At 69.3% G+C, this 17894-nt stretch carries 19 protein-coding genes; 13 read left to right on the top strand and 6 right to left on the bottom strand.

Going from position 1 to position 17894, the window contains the following annotated elements:
• Positions 1-19: 19 nt before the first annotated feature.
• Positions 20-700: a class I SAM-dependent methyltransferase gene (locus tag AB0I34_RS01545; protein WP_360437569.1), complete on the top strand. Its 681-nt coding sequence runs from the start codon at positions 20-22 to the stop codon at positions 698-700.
• 124 nt (positions 701-824) lie between these two features.
• Here the strand turns inward: AB0I34_RS01545 and AB0I34_RS01540 are convergent, their stop codons facing one another.
• Together AB0I34_RS01540 and AB0I34_RS01535 are read right to left on the bottom strand one after the other, a co-directional pair.
• Positions 825-1391 (bottom strand): methylated-DNA--[protein]-cysteine S-methyltransferase, encoded by a 567-nt coding sequence (locus AB0I34_RS01540; protein WP_360437566.1) that lies wholly within the window; start codon positions 1389-1391, stop codon positions 825-827.
• Positions 1388-1897, bottom strand: coding sequence for a sigma-70 family RNA polymerase sigma factor (locus AB0I34_RS01535; RefSeq protein ID WP_360437563.1), 510 nt, complete (start codon positions 1895-1897; stop codon positions 1388-1390). The genes AB0I34_RS01540 and AB0I34_RS01535 overlap by 4 nt, the downstream gene beginning before the upstream one ends.
• Before the next feature lie 384 nt (positions 1898-2281).
• On the opposite strand from AB0I34_RS01535, the gene AB0I34_RS01530 reads away from it, so the two are divergent.
• From AB0I34_RS01530 to AB0I34_RS01510, 5 genes are read left to right on the top strand one after another with little or no spacing between them, the layout of a single operon-like run.
• Positions 2282-2842 carry a flavin reductase family protein gene (locus tag AB0I34_RS01530; protein ID WP_360437561.1) on the top strand — a complete coding sequence of 187 codons (561 nt, stop codon included), beginning with the start codon at positions 2282-2284 and terminating at the stop codon, positions 2840-2842.
• Complete coding sequence (locus AB0I34_RS01525) at positions 2835-3884, top strand: ABC transporter substrate-binding protein (RefSeq protein WP_360437558.1); 1050 nt, start codon at positions 2835-2837, stop codon at positions 3882-3884. The genes AB0I34_RS01530 and AB0I34_RS01525 overlap by 8 nt, the downstream gene beginning before the upstream one ends.
• Entirely contained in the window at positions 3881-4717 is an 837-nt protein-coding gene (locus tag AB0I34_RS01520) for an ABC transporter permease (protein WP_360437555.1), read from the top strand. Before AB0I34_RS01525 ends, AB0I34_RS01520 begins: the two co-directional genes overlap by 4 nt.
• A complete protein-coding gene (locus tag AB0I34_RS01515) occupies positions 4693-5409 on the top strand; it encodes an ABC transporter ATP-binding protein (protein WP_360437552.1) in 717 nt (238 codons plus the stop codon). Before AB0I34_RS01520 ends, AB0I34_RS01515 begins: the two co-directional genes overlap by 25 nt.
• Positions 5406-6731, top strand: a complete 1326-nt coding sequence (locus AB0I34_RS01510) for an LLM class flavin-dependent oxidoreductase (protein WP_360437549.1) — start codon at positions 5406-5408, stop codon at positions 6729-6731. Before AB0I34_RS01515 ends, AB0I34_RS01510 begins: the two co-directional genes overlap by 4 nt.
• 39 nt (positions 6732-6770) lie before the next feature.
• Here the strand turns inward: AB0I34_RS01510 and AB0I34_RS01505 are convergent, their stop codons facing one another.
• Positions 6771-7748, bottom strand: coding sequence for a zinc-binding alcohol dehydrogenase family protein (locus AB0I34_RS01505; protein WP_360437546.1), 978 nt, complete (start codon positions 7746-7748; stop codon positions 6771-6773).
• Between the two features lie 130 nt (positions 7749-7878).
• Here AB0I34_RS01505 and AB0I34_RS01500 point away from each other — a divergent pair, with 130 nt between their 5' ends.
• The 3 genes from AB0I34_RS01500 to AB0I34_RS01490 all read left to right on the top strand — a co-directional run bounded on the left by AB0I34_RS01500 (position 7879) and on the right by AB0I34_RS01490 (position 10439).
• Positions 7879-8739, top strand: coding sequence for a glycerophosphodiester phosphodiesterase family protein (locus AB0I34_RS01500; protein ID WP_360437543.1), 861 nt, complete (start codon positions 7879-7881; stop codon positions 8737-8739).
• Positions 8740-8993: 254 nt separating this feature from the next.
• Complete coding sequence (locus AB0I34_RS01495) at positions 8994-9410, top strand: ATP-binding protein (protein ID WP_360437540.1); 417 nt, start codon at positions 8994-8996, stop codon at positions 9408-9410.
• A 60-nt stretch (positions 9411-9470) separates the two neighbouring features.
• Positions 9471-10439 carry a DUF5926 family protein gene (locus AB0I34_RS01490; RefSeq protein WP_360437538.1) on the top strand — a complete coding sequence of 323 codons (969 nt, stop codon included), beginning with the start codon at positions 9471-9473 and terminating at the stop codon, positions 10437-10439.
• A 163-nt stretch (positions 10440-10602) separates the two neighbouring features.
• Here AB0I34_RS01490 and AB0I34_RS01485 read toward each other — a convergent pair whose 3' ends face one another.
• Positions 10603-11814 (bottom strand): arginine deiminase, encoded by a 1212-nt coding sequence (locus tag AB0I34_RS01485; protein WP_360437535.1) that lies wholly within the window; start codon positions 11812-11814, stop codon positions 10603-10605.
• A gap of 191 nt (positions 11815-12005) precedes the next feature.
• Here AB0I34_RS01485 and AB0I34_RS01480 point away from each other — a divergent pair, with 191 nt between their 5' ends.
• Genes AB0I34_RS01480 through AB0I34_RS01470 form a run of 3 tightly spaced genes read left to right on the top strand, consistent with a single transcriptional unit; the run spans position 12006 to position 14694 of the window.
• Positions 12006-12797 carry a glycosyltransferase gene (locus AB0I34_RS01480; RefSeq protein WP_360437532.1) on the top strand — a complete coding sequence of 264 codons (792 nt, stop codon included), beginning with the start codon at positions 12006-12008 and terminating at the stop codon, positions 12795-12797.
• Positions 12794-14380 (top strand): glycosyltransferase 87 family protein, encoded by a 1587-nt coding sequence (locus AB0I34_RS01475; RefSeq protein WP_360437529.1) that lies wholly within the window; start codon positions 12794-12796, stop codon positions 14378-14380. Before AB0I34_RS01480 ends, AB0I34_RS01475 begins: the two co-directional genes overlap by 4 nt.
• Positions 14377-14694 (top strand): cupin domain-containing protein, encoded by a 318-nt coding sequence (locus AB0I34_RS01470; protein WP_360437526.1) that lies wholly within the window; start codon positions 14377-14379, stop codon positions 14692-14694. Before AB0I34_RS01475 ends, AB0I34_RS01470 begins: the two co-directional genes overlap by 4 nt.
• 3 nt (positions 14695-14697) lie before the next feature.
• Here the strand turns inward: AB0I34_RS01470 and larC are convergent, their stop codons facing one another.
• The gene (gene larC, locus AB0I34_RS01465; protein ID WP_360437523.1) at positions 14698-15954 is read right to left on the bottom strand and encodes a nickel pincer cofactor biosynthesis protein LarC; all 1257 of its coding nucleotides are present in this window, start codon (positions 15952-15954) and stop codon (positions 14698-14700) included.
• Positions 15951-16670 (bottom strand): nickel pincer cofactor biosynthesis protein LarB, encoded by a 720-nt coding sequence (gene larB, locus AB0I34_RS01460; RefSeq protein ID WP_360437520.1) that lies wholly within the window; start codon positions 16668-16670, stop codon positions 15951-15953. Before larB ends, larC begins: the two co-directional genes overlap by 4 nt.
• Positions 16671-16794: 124 nt before the next feature.
• On the opposite strand from larB, the gene AB0I34_RS01455 reads away from it, so the two are divergent.
• Positions 16795-17289, top strand: a complete 495-nt coding sequence (locus AB0I34_RS01455) for a DUF4446 family protein (protein WP_360437517.1) — start codon at positions 16795-16797, stop codon at positions 17287-17289.
• The last annotated feature ends 605 nt before the right edge of the window (positions 17290-17894 follow it).

Here is a 17894-nt window from a genome sequence, read left to right as displayed (position 1 = left end):
AACCGGGATACTTGCGGTCATGCTGAACTCCGCACTGCGTAGCCGGGCCGAGTACGCGGAACTCGGGGCCGAAGGACTGGCCGCGCGTACCACGCCCGAGCGGGACGCGGCGATCGTCAAGGCCGTCGAGGAGTTGCTCGAGAAGCGCGAGTCGGTGCTCGACCTGTGCTGTGGCTACGGCCGGGTCGCGCTGCCCCTGCGCCGGGCCGGCAAGACCGTGCGCGCGCTCGACATCTCCCCGAACCTGATCGAGGCCGGCCGGGCGCAGGCGGCCGAGGAGGAACTGTCGATCGACTGGGCGATCGGCTCGATGACCGACCTGCCGTACAAGTGGGACTCGTTCGACGCGGTGATCTGCCTGTGGACCGCGTTCCACGAACTGTTCGGCGAGGAGGAGCAGCTGTCGACGATCTGTGAGATCTCCCGGGTGCTGAAGCCGGGCGGGATGGCGATCATCGAGGGGCCGGCCTGGGGGCCTGCGACGGCGGGCGAGATCGCCAACGGGATGCGCCAGGGTCCCGAGCACCGGATCGTCACCACCGAGCACTTCGGCACCAGCAGCGTGCACTTCATCCACGACGAAATCAGCTACGGCCGGCTCTGTGCGGCCGCCGGAATTGAGAACTTCACGGTCTACAAACGGGACTGGGGCGGCCGCCGCCGGCTCATCCTGGAGATCCATCAACCGGCAACTGACTGACTCGTCAGGTATTCCACCAGCCCTTGCAGGCAAGGGAAAACAAAGAAGCAGATCCCCACTCCACACTGGGGATCTGCTCCTTTCTATTCCGAGTGTAAATCCCGCTCCGGCGATTCCGGAAAACTCAGCTTTTCGATTCAAGATTCAGCAGAAAACGCTTCGCGTCGAGTCCGCCGGCGTATCCGGTCAGTGCACCGCTCGCGCCGATCACCCGGTGGCACGGCAGTACGACGCACACGGGGTTCGCGCCCAGCGCCGTACCGACCGCACGGGCCGCCTTCGGCTTGTGGATCTCCCCCGCGACCCGCCCGTACGTCGTCGTGGCGCCGTAGCTGGTGCGCAGCGGAAGATCGGTCAGCACAAGCCGCTGGAACGGCGTCGCCAGGGCCAGATCCACCTCCAGCTCGAACTCGTGCCGGCGTCCGTCCAGATACTCGTCGAGCTGCCGTCGTACGTCGTCCAGGGCGCGGGGCTGCCGCAGGACGCGCGGGGACACCGCGCGGGCCAGGCGGTTCGTCATGGTCTCCTCGTCGCCGAAGGAGCTGGCCACCACACGGCCGTTCGCGATCGCGAGCAGCATGGTGCCGATCGGGGTGTCGTGCAGGGTGTAGGCGACGTCGGCGTCCGGGAGGACGGGTGGTTTCAGGTCAGGGATGGCGAACCGGGTCAGCCGGCTCTCGAGGTCGTTCATGCGTTCACTCCGAGTTTGCTGCGCAAGGCCGCGAGCGCGTCGCTGACGAGCCGGCGTGATGCGGCGGGCGTGGTGTCGAGGGAGGCGGCCACGCCGTGGTGGTCCAGGTCGCCGACATATTTGAGCGTGATGGCGAAGCGTTGGCGTTCGGGCAGTTCGTTGACCGCCTGCCAGAGGTCGGGATCCGGCCAGTCGGCGGCATCCGGGCCTTCGACCGCGACCGGCGGGGCTTCGTCCAGAGGTCTTTGTGGTTTGCGCGCCCGGTGCAGGTCGGTTGCGCAGCGGGCGGTGATGGTCAGGAGCCAGCTGCGCAGGTTCTTCGCCGACGTCAGGCCGGGGTAGGCGGCGAACGCCTTCTCCCACGCGCGCTGGGCCACGTCGTCGCCGTCCACCGGTCCTGCCAGGGCTCGCGCCAGCCGTGCCACGTCTCGCCAGTGCTCGTCGACAAGCGCCTGGAACGGTGGCAGCAAGACCTTCTCCGGAGCCATCACGACAGTAGAACGCATCCCGCTCCCCAAATGTGAGGGAGCCCGGTCCCCGCGGGCCGTCGAGTCGTGGATTGCAGTTCGGGATCGGGCGATTTGCCGACCCGGATCCACGACTCGGTGCGCGCTCTTCCGTTTGGGGTGGTCCGGATTTCGAGATTGTCGAGTAGTCCAGTAGACATTGGTGCGAAGATGGTTGACATGACGACGACCTTGCTGACCCGCCGTCGCGTCATCGATCTGCTCCGGACGGCGAGCGCCACCTGTCGGTGACCCCCGCCCCCGTTGTCCCGGCGGTGTTCCCGCCGTACGAGGCCTGCTGATCCGCCTCCCACACTCCGCCCGGCCGGGCCGCTTCGTGCTGCCCGCCACCGGTCGCCGCTGTCCCGCCTCCGAGGGAGAGACATGTCTGTTCCTGCCTTGAACCGTCCTGCCCTGTCCGTGGTTCCCGACCGCACCGAGGAGCGGATCGTCGACGCCGACGTCTACCGCTCCGTCTTCCGCCGCCACGCCGCCGGTGTCGTGGTGATCACCGCGGACGCCGGCCACGGTCCGGCCGGGTTCACCGCCACCTCACTGGTGTCGGTCAGCCTGCTGCCGCCGCTGGTCTCGTTCGCGATCGCGACCACCGCGTCCAGTTGGCCGACCGTCAGCACCGCCGGCAGCGTGGTGATCAACTTCCTGTCCGCCGAACAGCACGCCATCGCCGGCCGGTTCGCCACCAGCGGCATCGACCGCTTCGGCGAGCCGACCCGCTGGTCGCGGCTGCACACCGGCGAGCCGGTTCTCGACGAGGCGCCGAGCTATCTGCGCGCCCAGGTCGAGCACCGCTTCGCCGTCGGCGACCACTGCTTGGTCGTCGCCCGTCTCGCGACCCACACCGAACGACGTGAGCACGAGCCGCTGCTCTACCACGACGGCCGCTACGTCACCGCCACTCCGACCCCGAAGGCCCACCATGCCTAGAACCCACAAGTACGCCGTACTGGCCGCAGCCCTCGTCACCTTGCTGGCCGGCTGCGGTGGTGCCGCGAAGGCCGGTGGCGCGGCGCTCTCGCTGGACGCCGCGCTGCCGACGACCGTTCCGGACGGCGCCAAGATCGTCGTCGGCGATCCGGCCACCGAGGTGGCGCTGAAGCTGTCCGGTCAGTTCGACAAGGTGTCGAAGTACGTCCAGTTCGCCAACCTGAGCGGCGGTCCGCAGACCACCGAGGCGTTCCGGGCGCACGCGCTCGACCTCGGATCGGTGGCAGAGATCCCTCCGATCCACGCCACCTGGACGGGGCTGCACGTGAAGATCGTCGCGTCGAAGTTCCGGCAGGACCCGCTCGATCATCCGATCTACCAGCTGGGCATCGCACCTGGCGTGACCGTGAAGACGCTCGCCGACCTGCGAGGGAAGAAGGTTGCCTACAGCCCCGGTCAGGCGCAGGGCGCGCTGGTGCTGAAGGTGCTGAAGAAGGCCGGGCTGTCCAAGGAGGACGTCAAGCTGGTCGAGTTGCCCAGCACGGGTGACGTGTACTCCAACGCCCTGTCCGCGAAGCAGGTCGACGTCGCCCCGATCGGCGGCGTACAGATCAAGCGGTACCTGGCCAAGTACGGCAAGGACGGTGCGAGCACGATCCCGCACGGACTACGCGACGACGCCGGACATCTGTACGTGGTGACCGAGTCGCTGGAGGACCCGGGCAAGGCGGCCGCGATCCGTGCGTACGTCGCCGCCTGGGGCGTCGCCCAGCAGTGGATCGACACGCATCCGAAGGAATGGATCCAGGGGTACTACGTGAAGGACCAGGGCCTGACCGAGTCGGACGGCCAATGGCTGGTCGACAACGCCGGCCACCCGGACATCAGCGCTGACTGGAGCGATGCGATCGAACGGCAGCAGGAGACCATCGACCTGCTCGCCAAGGAGACCGGCAACCCGGTGATCCAGGCGAAGGACCTGTACGACCTGCGCTTCCAGACCGTCGCCGCGGATGCGATCAAGGCAGGGGTGGCCAAATGAGCGCCACGACGCTGCCCGGTCTGCGCACCGCCGAGCAGGCAAGTCCCGTCGTACGGCGGCGTCGGCTCGGACCGGGCAAGCCGATCAGGTTCGGCGCCGCTCTCGGACCGCTGCTGCTCCTCGTGCTGTGGAGCATCGGGTCGGCCACCGGCTGGCTCGACCAGCGAGTGCTGTCGGCGCCGTGGACCGTGGTCACCACGGCCGGCGACCTGATCGCCGACGGTCGACTGCAATCGAACCTCTGGACCTCGACTCAGCGAGCCTTCATCGGTCTCGGCCTCGGGATCGTGCTCGGCGTCGCCCTCGCACTGCTGTCCGGGCTGTCGCGCGTCGGCGAGGCGCTTCTCGACGGACCGATCCAGATCAAGCGGGCGATCCCGTCACTGGCCCTGCTGCCGCTGCTGATCCTCTGGCTCGGCATCGGTGAGTCGATGAAGATCGTCACCATCCTGCTCGGGGTGTTCGTGCCGATCTACATCCACACCCACAACGGCCTGCGCACGATCGACAGCCGGTACGTCGAACTCGCGCAGACCGTCGGGTTGTCGCAGTGGGACTTCATCCGCCGTGTCGTCCTGCCGGGCGCGCTGCCCGGATTCCTGCTCGGTCTGCGGTTCGCCGTGACCGGCGCCTGGCTGTCGCTGGTCGTGGTCGAGCAGATCAACTCCACCAGCGGTATCGGCTACATGATGGAACTGGCCCGGACGTACGGACAGACCGACATCATCATCGTCGGCCTGGTCCTGTACGGCGTCCTCGGCCTGCTCTCCGACGGCGCCGTCCGCCTGATCCAGAGGAGGGCCCTCTCATGGCGCCGCACACTGGCCTCCTGACCGCGGCAGTCCAGGTCCGAGGTCTGGTACGCCGCTATGACGAACGCGCCGTCCTCGACGGGGTGGATCTGGACATCGCGCCGGGTGAGTTCGTTGCCCTGCTGGGAAAGAGCGGGTCCGGGAAGAGCACGTTGCTGCGGGCCTTGGCCGGGCTGGACTCCGATGTCGCCGGCACCGGGGATCTCGTCGTACCGGCTCAGGTGTCGGTGGTCTTCCAGGACTCCCGGCTGTTGCCGTGGGCAAGAGTCTTGGAGAACGTCGTACTCGGGCTGAACGGCGCCGCTGAACGCGGCCGGCAGAGTCTCGAGGAGGTCGGGCTGGCCGGGCGCGAGAATGCCTGGCCGAACGAGTTGTCCGGTGGTGAGCAGCAGCGGGTCGCCTTGGCGCGGTCGCTCGTGCGCGAGCCGGAGCTGCTGCTGGCGGATGAGCCGTTCGGAGCGCTGGATGCGCTGACCCGGCTGAAGATGCACGCATTGCTGCGCAAGCTGTGCGCGGCACACCAGCCGGCCGTCCTGCTGGTGACGCACGACGTCGATGAGGCGATCGTGCTGGCCGACCGGGTGATCGTGCTCGACCAAGGCCGGCTGGTGGCCCAGGAACAGATCGAACTGGCCGCGCCGCGCAGTCCGGCCGATCCAGGATTCGCCGCGGTCCGCGCGCGGCTTCTCGACGCTTTGGGGGTTTCGTTGTGAGCAGGCAGTTGCATCTGAACGCGTTCCTGATGAGTACCGGGCACCACGAGGCCTCGTGGCGGCTGCCGGAGAGCAATCCGTTCGCGAACACGTCGGTGGAGCACTATCAGGAGTTGGCGCGGATCGCCGAACGCGGTCGCTTCGACTCGGTGTTCTTCGCCGATTCGCCGGTGCTGATCGGAGATGTCGGCCGGCGGCCCGCCGGGTCGTTGGAGCCGACCGTGTTGCTCACCGCGCTTGCTGCGGTGACGTCTCGGATCGGGCTGATCGCCACGGCGTCGACGACGTACAACGATCCGTTCAACCTTGCGCGGCGGTTCGCCAGCGTCGACCACGTGAGCGGAGGGCGCGCGGGCTGGAACGTCGTGACGACGGCCGGTCCGGAGGCGGCGCTGAACTTCAATCTCGGGCAGCAGCCGGCGCACGCGGAGCGGTACGAGCGGGCGGCGGAGTTCCTCGAGGTCGCCTACAAGCTGTGGGACTCGTGGCAGGACGACGCCGCGATCGCGGACAAAGAGGAAGGCGTCTGGGCGGTCAACGACCGGGTGGTGCCGATCGACCACGTCGGGCGGCACTTCCAGGTCCGCGGCCCGCTCAACCTGCCGCGGTCTCCGCAAGGGCGTCCACTGATCGTGCAGGCCGGGTCGTCCGAGGATGGCAAAGGGCTGGCCGCGCGGTACGCCGAGGCGGTGTTCACCGCGCAGCAGACCCTGGAGGACGCGCAGGCGTTCTACCAGGATCTGAAGGCGCGGACGGCGGCGCTGGGGCGTGACCCGTCCACGATCAAGATCCTGCCCGGGATCGTTCCGGTGATCGGCGGCACGGTCGATGAGGCGCAGCGGCTGGAACGTCAACTGGACGAGCTGATCCGGCCGGAGTACGCGCGGGCCCAGTTGGCGAAGACGCTGCGGGTGGCGCCGGAGGACCTGCCGCTCGACCGGCAACTCCCGGCCGACCTGCCGGACGAGGACGAGATTGAGGGGGCGAAGAGCCGCTACACGCTGATCGTCACTCTGGCCCGTCGCGAGAAGCTGACTGTTCGCGAACTGATCGGCCGGCTCGGTGGCGGGCGTGGTCACCGGACCTTCACCGGTACGCCGGAACAGGTCGCGGACGCGATCCAGCACTGGTTCGAGGCGGGCGCGGCCGACGGCTTCAACATCATGCCGCCGGTCCTTCCGTCCGGCCTCAGCACGTTCGTGGACGAGGTCATCCCGATCCTGCAGGCCCGCGACCTCTTCCGCACCGAGTACACGGGCACGACCTTGCGCGATCACTACGGTCTGGCCCGTCCCGCCTCGTTGCAGAAGGCAACGGTCTGAATCAGGTGCCGGGCCTTCCAGGTGGCGGGCCCGGCACCGTCAATCGACCCGGACGACGAGCTTCCCGACCGCCTTGCCGTCCTGCATGATCCGGTGCGCCGCGCCGATCTCGTCCATCCTGAAGACCCGGTCGATCCGGATCGGGAGCTTGCCCTCGGCCACCAGATCGACGTACCGCTGGAACGTCTCCGCTGGCAGGTCGGTGCTCTCGCCGCCGTACGCGGTCAGCCGGACGCCGTTGGGTAGATAGCCGATCGGGTAGAAATCCGGGATGGTCCAGTGGTCACTCAGCATTCCGGTGAAACAGACCGTGCCATGGATGGCGGTCGCCTTCAGGGTGTCCGGCAGGACATTCGTGCCGACGAGTTCGAGGGCCGCAGTCACGCCGTCCGGAAGGATGTCCCGGACCTTCTCCGCAACGTTGCCATCGTCAACGATCGGGTGATCCACCCCGAGATCCCGCAGTACGGCGGTCCGCTCCGGACTCCGGGTGGTCGAGAAGACCGTCAGCCCGTGCTCCTTGGCCAGCACGGCCGCGGCCACCCCGACCGACGACGTACCTCCCCTGATCAGCACGGTCTGACCGGGCTCGATCGCGAGGCCGGTGTGCAGCGAGCCGTGCGCGGTCTGCAGCATCTCCGGCAGCGCCCCGAGGGTGGCCCAGTCGAGCCCGGTGCGCACCGGGATGACGCAGGCCGCCGGTACGACGGTGTACTCGGCGTACCCGCCGTCGAACTCGCGGCCCATCCCGCCCATCATCGCGACCACCTGCTGCCCCGGCTCGAACTCGCGGCCCGGCGCCGCGTCCACCGTCCCGGTCGCCTCGATACCCGGGATCACGGGGAACCGGGCGTTCGTCGCCAGCCCGGCCCGCAGGTGGTACTCCGACCGGTTCAGCCCGAACGCCTCCACCTTGATCCGGACCCATCCCGGCTCCGGATCGGGGACCGGGACCCGTCGTACCCGCAGGTCCTCCGGCTCGCCCGGTCCGTCCAGCACGATCGCCCTCATCTCCATGCCGGTCATCCTCTCCTGACGGTCCGACAGGGCCGGGCCGGTGAATGCGGTGGTTAACAAGAAACCGTTTTCCAACGCACCGGCGAGCCTGCGTGACTTGTTCTCCGAACGGCGTGACAGAGTTTGTTCTATGGCGAAACGCCCCAGGGTGGTAGCTCATCGTGGCGCGAGTGATGTCAGTCCCGAGCACACGCTGGCGGCGTACCGCCGGGCGGTCGCGGCGGGCGCCGACGGACTCGAGTGCGACGTCAGGCTCACCGCCGACGGACATCTGGTCTGCGTCCACGACCGCCGGATCGAACGCACCTCCAACGGCCGCGGCGTGCTCTCGACGATGAGCCTCGAGGAACTCGAGTCGTTCGACTGGGGGTCCTGGAAGAGCCCGTGGGCGGACCTCGACGAGGACGCCGACCTTCCGGACCCGGACCTGCGCAAGGTCCTCACCCTGGACGCGCTGCTGTCCGCCGTCCGGGACGCGGGCCGGCCGGTCGAGCTGGCGATCGAGACCAAGCACCCGACCCGGTACGCCGGCCTGGTCGAACGCCGGCTGATCGAGGCCCTCGACCGCTACGGCTGGGCCCACCCGAAGGTGGGTACAGAGTCCCCTGTCCGCGTGATGAGCTTCTCCTGGCTGTCGCTGCGCCGGATGCGCACGATGGCCCCCGGCCTGCGCACCGTGCTGCTGATGGACCGCGTCCCGCTCCGGTTCCGCGACGGCTCACTGCCGACCGGAGTCTCGTACGCCGGTCCCAGCCTGGAGATCGTCACCGCCCACCCGGAGTACGTCGACCGGGCGCACAAGCACGGCCACCAGGTCCACGTCTGGACCGTGAACGCCGATCCGGACGTCCGCCACTGCCGCGACATCGGCGTCGACGCGATCATCACCGACCGCCCGGAGGCCGCCCTCAAGACCCTCGCGGAGCCCCCGGCCGCACCGGTCCCCACTGTGACGTATCCGCCGCGGCGCCGGCCCCGCCGTCACACCTAGTGCCCTGCGACGCAGGGCACTAGTACGTCGGATGTGGGACTCGCCACTTCGGATTGAAGTGACTGGTGCGGATACGTAGTGGGATGAATGCGGCCCGTTATTGCAACGTTCAATTCTGTCGATTTCGTCTCGGTTTCCTGGCAAAATCTGTGATCTACGCCGGGGCAATGTAACGGAATGCGTGCGGGTGTTTTCCGGGGCCGGAAGCTGGGCAGATCTCCGTATGGCTGTTCCGATGAACGAGGAGACCCTGCTTGTCCTCTGCGACCCTGCCTGCCGACGTTAGCGTCGTGGACGTCGTCCTGCCGCATGAAGTGTCCGCGGTAGCGGATGCCCGTCGCCGTCTGGCCGCCTATCTGAAGCGGTACCGGATCACCGAAACCGCGTCCGACGACGCGCAGCTGGTGCTGTCCGAGCTGCTCTCCAACGCCATCCGGTACGCGCCGCCGCTGCCGGCCGGTGAGGTGCGTGCGGCCTGGTGGATCGACAGGTCAGGGATCCATGTCGAGGTCACCGACGGTCGTGGCGACACCGAACCGCAGCGCATCAGCGACACCCATCCGGAATCGATCGGCGGCCGGGGCCTGGCCATTGTCGACATGCTCACCTCGACCTGGGACGTGCGTACCGCCGCCACTCACCGCACCGTCCACGCCATCATCCCGAACTGAGCCGGCACCCCGGACTGAGCTGGTTGGCCGCGGGGCGTGGTGGGCTGCAAGACTGCGCCCATGGGAAAGAAGTCGCGGCAGCGCACGAAGAACACGACGACCGTCACGCTGGACCCGGCCGATCTGGTCGATGTCGGGCCGCGGGAGCCCTGCCCGTGTGGTTCGGGCAAGCGGTTCAAGCAGTGCCACGGCCGTGAGCGAGCCCAGGCCGCGGACACCTTCGTGGTGCGGCCGTTCGAAGGCCTGCCGGCCGAGTGCGATCTGATCGCATTCCGCGAGATCGTTCCCTCGGGTACGGCGGAGGTCGAGCTGACCGGTGATCACGCGGGCAAGGTGGTCAATCTGGTCACCCTGCTGCCGATGGCGATGCCGGGCCTGGTCCGCGACGACGAGTCGATCTGGATCGGCCTGCAGACGCACGCGTCGTCGGGCGACCCGAGCCGCGACCTCGGCCACGCGATCACCGCCGCACTGAACACCGAACCGGGCAACCCGATCCAGCTCGGCGACCTGATGAAGGACGGTCCCCGGCTACAGGACCTGATCGACACCTCGAAGCCGATCGAGGTGAAGGTGCACGAGGGGTTCGACTTCTGGGTCGGCGAGAACGTCGAGGACCCGACCGGCGAGGTCGCCGCGGGCCTGGAGCGCGCGAACGCGGCCGCTGCCCCGACGGTGCGGCTGGAGTCGGTCGACGCGGCGTACTGGACGCAGATCGGCGACCGGCGGTACCTGCGTTGGGTGATGCCGCACAGCGAGGACACCCTGCTCAACGCTCTGGCGCGGCTGCACGCGGCCGGCTCGTCGGCGCTGATCGAGGGCAGCCGCCTGATCGGCTCTTTCCGGGCTCTGGGCGTCCTGGCGCCGGTCTGGGAGCTCCCGGCGGACGCCGAGGCGGCCGACGTCGAGAAGCCGGCGGCCGAGTTCGCCGTGGCGCTCGAGAAGGCGCTCGCCACCGAGGCTCCGCTCACCACCGAGGAGCGGGCCGCACGGGCCGGTCTGGCCAGCCGTCAGCTCACCATCCGCTGACATGCGAAACGCCCGGGTGCACCGCACCCGGGCGTTCGGCTGGAGAATGTGGACGGCCCAAGTCCTGCTGACGGGGGAGCAACAGGGCCTGGGCCTAGGCATGAAGAGTACTCAGATCGGTCGTCCGCCACAAGCCCCGATTTCACTGCGCGTGTCGTAGGGCTTACTTGACCGGTGCGCGCAGTACCGGACACGACATGCAGCGGGGTCCGCCGCGGCCGGAGCCGAGCTCGGACCCGGAGATCCGGATGACGTCGATCCCCGACTCCTCCAGGCGCGCGTTCGTCTCCACCGTCCGTTCGTAGGCGATGCAGACCCGCGGCGCCAGCGCCAGGGTGTTGTTGCCGTCGTCCCACTGCTCGCGTTCGGCCGTGACCGGGTCCAGTCCGGTATCGATCCGGCGCAGCGTGTCGATGCCCAGCGCCTTCGCCGCGGCCACCAGGAACGGCTCCGGCTCGGCGACGTGCAGCTGGTCGCCGTCGGTGGTCACCGCGAGCGCACGCATCTCCTCGGCCATGTTCGGATACATCAGCACCGCGTCGACGTCGACCATCGTGCACACGGTGTCGAGGTGCATCGTGGCTCGCTGCTGCGCGATCGGTACTGCGAGCACGGTGTGGGCCAGGTCCTTGGCGAACACCCGTCGGGCCAGCCGCTCGACACCGGCGGGCGTCGTACGCTCGCCGACTCCAACGGCCAGTACGCCGGGACCGAGCGCCAGGACGTCACCGCCCTCGACGTGCTCGAGCTGGTGGTCGTACACCTTGTCGGCGCCGGCGAAGCGTGGGTGGAAGCCGTAGATCAGCTCGGTCAGCTGCGTCTCGCGCATCCGGGCCGGCATCGCCAGCGACGTGACCGCGACCGAGTCCCGGATCCAGACGCTGGAGTCGCGTGTGAACAGCAGGTTCGGCAGCGGGTCGATCAGGAAGTCCTCGTGCGCCAGTAGGGATGTCACCAGCCCGCCGGCCCGGACCTCGTCGTTGCGTACGCCGGCCATCAGCGCCTCCGCGAGCCGGGCCGGATCGAGATCGGCGAGCGAGGAGCGTAGGTAGTCACGCAGGGTGTCGCCCAGCCTGAGGTCCTCGGTGGTGCCCTTCACCGCGCGGGCGCGGGCGTCGGGGTCGCCGAGCGCCTCGGTGAGCAGCTCGCCGAGGTACAGCACCTCCACGTCGCGGTCCCGCAGCGCCTGGGCGAAGGCGTCGTGCTCCTCCTGAGCCCGGCCGACCCAGGGGATGCCGTCGAACAGCAGCTTGTCGTTGTTCCGTGGGGTCAGCCGGCGGAGTTCGTTCCCCGGGCGATGCAGCATCACCGTCCGCAGCGGACCGACCTCACTGTCGACGCCGTACGCCCTGCCGGCTCCCTGCGCCTCGGTCATGGGCCTCCCCTTTCGTCCGGTCGTTCCAACCAAGCTACGGCAGCCACGCCCTGAGCGGAGGACGTCGTGCCAATCTGTCAGATTGTCCGACAATATCCCTGGATCGCCAAGTCGTACGAAAGAACGAGATATCCACAGCAGCCGGACGCTGACGAGGTCGATCGGCTGTGGAGGAACTAGGCTGCGGTGCTGTGTCCGGTCATGACCTGCCTTCCGAGCCGTTCGAGCGTGCCGTCGCCTGTGTGATCCCGGCGAAGGACGAAGCGGACCGGATCGCGGCCACCGTGGACGCGGTGCACAAGATCATCGGGGTGGACCTGGTCGTGGTCGTGGACGACGGCTCGGTGGACGGCACGGCGCAAGCCGCCGAGCGCGCCGGAGCCGTCGTCGTACGGCACGACCGGAACCGGGGGAAGGCGGCGGCGATGGAGACCGGGGCGGCGGCGGTCGCGGCGCGTGACGGGGCCCGGCCCCGGCACCTGCTGTTCCTGGACGCCGACCTGACCGACTCCGCGACCGCGGCGGCGCCACTGATCGAGCCGGTGCAGAACGGTACGGCGGACATGACCATCGGCACCCTGCCGGCGCAGGTCCGGGCCGACGGGTCCAAGGCCGGCGGGCACGGGTTCGTCGTACGGCTCGCTCGTGCCGGCGTCGAGGAGGCGACCGGCTGGGCGCCGGAGCAGCCTCTGTCGGGGCAGCGGTGCCTGACCCGGGCCGCCTTCGACTCCGCGGTCCCGCTGGCCGCCGGGTTCGGCGTCGAGACCGCGCTCAGCATCGACCTCGGCCGCAAGGGGTTCCGCATCCTGGAGGTCCCGATCGAGGTCCGGCACCGGGCCACCGGGACCGACCTGCGCGGCCAGCTGCACCGCGCAAAGCAGTACCTGCACGTCCGTCGCGCCCTGGCCGCGCGTAGCGCTCTGCCCGCCGATGGAGGCGGTCCGTCGCTCCGCAGCCTGTTCCCGCGGAAGTCGGGGCAATGAGCAAGCCAGACGTCACCCCGGACACCGTTGGCACGACGATCGACCAGAGGCTGGGCAACCGCTACGGCCGCTGGGCCGTTGCCCTCTACCTCGCCTGTACGGCGCTGATCGTCGGCGCCGGCCTGCTCGGTCCGTCCGTGGTCGTGCTGACGCTGACGAACCGGCACGCGTGGCTCCCGTCGTACTGGTGGGACACGAAGCCGAACGACTGGCTCGTCACGGTGATGATCTACGTCGCCATCCTCCTCGGCGGGTACGGCGTCTTCCTCGCCACCAAGGCCCTGAAGAACGGCTGGGCCCCACGGGTCGACCGATTGATTGCCCTAGGCATCGGTACGACGGCGGCCATCACGCTGGTCCCGCCGATGGCCTCGGGCGACGTGCTGATCTACGCGGCGTACGGGCGGATCATGTCGCTCGGCGGCGACCCGTACACGACCGCGCCGGCGGACACGATCCGGCTCGGGTACGACCCGGTCATCGCGGCGACCGAGCGGCCCTGGCAGGGCGCGAAGAGTGTGTACGGCCCGATCGCGACCTGGGTCCAGTGGCTGTCGTCGCTGATCGGTGGCGACTCGATGCAGCTGACGGTGTGGATGCTGCAGTTGTCGGTCGCGATCAGCCTGGTCGTCACCGGACTGCTGCTGGTCAAGCTGGTCGGCCCCAACCTGCCCAACCGGCGCCGCGTGATCATGCTCGGCCTGGCCAACCCGCTGATCCTGTGGACCGTCCTGGCGGGTGCGCACAACGACGCGATCGCGGTGATGTTCGCGGTGATCGCGCTCGTGCTGTTCCGGCGCCACATCTTCTGGGCCGGCATCATGATCGGGGTCGCCGGCTGCACCAAGCTGTCCATCGGCCTGGTCGGTGTGGCGATGCTGTGGGCGCTGCACCACGACCGGCGCAAGGCCGCGATGTTCTGCGGTGGTGGCGCACTCGCGATGGGTGGTCTGTACGCGTTCGTCGGCCTGCAGGCGTTCCAGCAGGCGCGCTCGCAGACGTCGTTCATCTCCACCGGTACGCCGCACAAGGTGCTGCTGAGCTTCTTCACCCTCTTCCTGCCGAACGGACTGGTGCGGACGGTCCTGGCGATCCTCGCCTGGGTCGGCCTGATCGTGGTCGCGATCCTGCTGTCGCAGGTGTTCCCGAAGTCGCTGGTCCCACAGACCCACCCGGACGACCCGACGCCGGCCGCCATCCGGTACACGGCGATCTACGCGATCGCGTGGATCCTGACCGCGATGTACTCGCTGCCCTGGTACGACCTGATCGCCTGGGTCGCGCTGGCCGCGATCGCCGCGTCGAAGGTCGACGGGCTGATGGTGGTCCGGACGACCATGCTCGCGATCGCCTACGTGCCCGGACGCGATCCGAACGCTCGGCAGGTGGCGGCGAGCCTGTCCGACTCGCTGGAGTGGTTCAGCGCAAGGCTGCGGGACACGATCTGCCCGGCCGTCGAGCTGGCGGTGCTGGTCGGCCTGATCATCTGGGCCCGCCGTGGCGGCGCGCAGTGGTGGCCGTACGACTGGCCGCGCCGCAAGTCGAAGTCCGTGCCGCAGCAAACCACTAGTCTCCCTGGATGAAGAAACTGGTGGGGGCAGGCGTCTTCGTACGCCGCGAGCCGAACGACTACGTGGAACAGTTGCGGACCTCGGCCATGTCGGTAGGCACCTACTCGATCCCAGCCGGCGGCTTGGACGACCAGGCACCGCACCACGAGGACGAGATCTACGTCGTCACGACCGGCCGGGCGACCCTGGTGACGCCGGGCGGGACCGAGGCGGTCGGTCCCGGCGACGTGCTGTTCGTGCCGGCCGGGGAGGAGCACCGGTTCACCGGCGTGACCGAGGATCTGGCCCTGCTGGTGTTCTTCGCCCCTCCCTACAGCGGTCGCTGAGCCTCAGCTCCAGAGGTCGTGGCCGGCCGCGATCGCCTTGGCCAGCACGGTTTTGACGGGCTTCTTGAGATTCGACGCGGCGGCGGCCACGTCGTCGTACTCCGGCTGGACGTTGACGACCTGACCGCCGTACCGGGCGATCTTGACGCGGATGCGCTGGCCGTCGACGTCGACGCTGGCGAACTCGCGGTCAGCCGCGTGCTTGCGGATCGCGAACTCACGCAGCCCGATCGCCGAGGTCTCGGCCAGGATCACCGAGCGGACCACTTCGGCGTTCGCGCTGCCGACCAGGACCGACAGGGTGTGCGCGGGCCGTCCCTTCTTCATCAGGATCGGGGTCAGCCATGCGTCGGCCGCGCCGGCCTCCATGAGCCGGGCGAGCACCTGCGGCCAGATCCGGGGATCCAGGTCGTCGACGTTCGTCTCGTAGACAAGTTCGGTGGATTGGCCGTCGATCGCCTCACCCACCACCACGCGGACGAGGTTCGGCACTTCGACCGGATCGCGGCCGCCCGCGCCCACGCCGGTCTGCTCGATCCGCATCGCCGGCAGCAGCCCGAACTCGTCCGCGAGGGAGGCCAGCAGCGCGGCTCCGGTCGGCGTCGTCATCTCGTACGGCGCTGTGCCGCCGATCACCGGTGCGTCGGCCTCGGACAACAGGTGGAGCACGGCCGGCCCCGGAATCGGGATGCCGCCGTGTTGCCCGCGCGCCTGCCGCCCACCTCCGAGCGCGATCGTCGACACCACGACGCGGTCGATCTCGAGGGCCACCGAGGCCGCCGCGACGCCGACGATGTCCGCGATCGCGTCCAACGCCCCGACCTCGTGGAAATGCACCTCATCCGGAGACACCCCATGCGCGGCTGCCTCGGCCCGGGCCAGCCGAGCAAACGTGTCCAACGCCCGATCCCGAACGGCCCCATCCAGCGCGGCGTCCTGAAGCATCCGCCGCACCTCCGCCCAAGGCCGAGTGTGCTGATGGCCATCACCAGCTGGCTCCTCGTGGCCGTGGCCGTGGCCGTGACCATGTCCGTGGCCGGCCGGGGTGTTCTCTGGGTGGGGAGTTCCGTCTACGCGGACGGTGGCTTTGGCTGCAGCTATCTGGTGGCGGGCGGTGCGTTCGAGCGTCACCGAGAGGGACGGGTCCACCGCGGCGACCGCGGTGTTGACCACACCGAGGTCGGCGCCGGCGTCCAGGAACGCTCCGAGGAGCATGTCGCCAGAGGCGCCGGCCGAGCAGTCGATCCAGGCAATCCTCATGACTGCTCCTTCGCTTCCCGCGGAGCCGCACGCCGCGCCACCCGGGCCGCGAACACACCGGCCCCGAAACCGTTGTCGATGTTCACCACGGACACGCCGGGCGCACACGAGTTCAGCATCGCCAGCAACGCCGCCACCCCACCGAAGGAGGCGCCGTACCCGACCGACGTCGGTACGGCGACCAGCGGTACGCCGACGAGTCCGCCGACGACACTGGCCAGCGCGCCCTCCATGCCGGCCACCACCACCAGGCAGTCGGCCGCGTCGAGCCGTTCCCGAACACCCATCACGCGGTGCAGCCCCGCCACACCGACATCGGTGATGAGCTCCACCTCAGCCCCGAACACCCGGGCCGTCGTCGCCGCCTCGGCCGCCACCGGCGCATCCGACGTACCCGCCGACACCACCGCCACGGTGCCGCGCAGGACGGGCGGCGTACCGAGGACCGCCGTACGGCCGACCGGGTCGACCACTGCGGACGGATGCGCCGCGGCGACCGCCTCCTGGGCCTCCTCGCTCAGCCGGGTCGCGAGTACGGCGTGATCCGGGTGGGTCTCGTGCAGCGTGCGCAGCAGTTCCACTATCTGGGCAGGCGTCTTGCCGGCTCCGTAGACCACCTCGGCGTCGCCGGTGCGCTCCAGCCGGTCGGTGTCGAGCCGTGCGTATCCGAGGTCGTGGACGCCCGGTTGTGGACCTTGATCAGGCAAATGTGTCACGCCGTGAATCTACGTGGCGCCCGGCCGTGGTACCTCGTCCGGTCCACCGATGAACCAACGCCACGCACTCTCCGCAACCGCCTGAGTACTCAGACATACCAGCCGATGCTTTAGGCTCTCGTGCGTGTCTTCGACGTTAGCCGGTGCTCTCGGAATCGCCGCCCTGTTCGTGGCAGTGCTCGCCTTGGTGTTCGCCATCCAGGCCCTCCGAACGCAGTCCGGTACGTCCAGATCGTCCAAGCTGCCCGCCACACCGACCCCGGAGGCCGAGCCTCAGCCCCAGCAGCCGGAGGCCAAGCAGGGCACGGTCCGGTCCGAACTCAAGAAGCTGGGCAAGGAGCTCGAGGTGACCCGTGGGGAGCTGCGGGAGACGCTGCAGCACCTCGCCGTGGTCCGGTACGACGCGTTCGGCGACACCGGCGGCAAGCTGTCCTGGTCGATGGCGTTGCTCGATGACCAGGGCGACGGCGTCGTACTGACGTCGATCAACAGCCGGGCCGACGCGCGGACGTATGCCAAGGAGATCAAGGCGTTCGCGAGCGAGGCGAAGCTGTCGCCGGAAGAGGAAGAAGCGATCGACACCCTCCGCAAAGAATCCGGCCCCACAGTCGACGACTAACTCCCCCGCCCGCCGACCCCACCGCGCCCACCCCACCGCGCCCACCCCACCGCGCCCACCCCACCGCGCCCACCCCACCGCGCCCACCCACCCCGCCGCACCCTCCGCCCCTTCTGGTGGGCTGACCCACCACCCTGTGGGTTGGCTAGCCGTACGCCGGTGGCCAACCCACACTCTCGTGGGTCAACCCACCGCGCGACGCGAGGTGGCGCGGGGCGAGGTGGCGCGGGGCCGGGCGGGGTGAGGTGGCGCGGGGTGAGGTGGCGCGGGGTGAGGTGGCGCGGGGTGAGGTGGCGCGGGCCGCCCCGCACCCTCTGGTGGGCTGACCCACCACCCTGTGGGTTGGCCAGCTGTACGCCGGTGGCCAACCCACACTCTCGTGGGTCAACCCACCGCGCGACGCGAGGTGGCGCGGGGCGAGGTGGCGCGGAGCCGGGCGGGGTGAGGTGGCGCGGGGCGAGGTGGTGCGGGGTGAGGTGGTGCGGGCCGCCCCGCACCCTCTGGTGGGCTGACCCACCACCCTGTGGGTTGGCTAGCCGTACGCCGGTGGCCAACCCACACTCTCGTGGGTCAACCCACCGCGCGACGCGAGGTGGCGCGGGGCG

It is taken from the genome of Kribbella sp. NPDC050281, assembly GCF_040655855.1.
In the GTDB taxonomy this organism is placed as follows: domain Bacteria; phylum Actinomycetota; class Actinomycetes; order Propionibacteriales; family Kribbellaceae; genus Kribbella.
The sequence above is the reverse complement of the archived record's forward strand: the minus strand, read 5'-3'. Positions and strand labels throughout refer to the sequence as shown.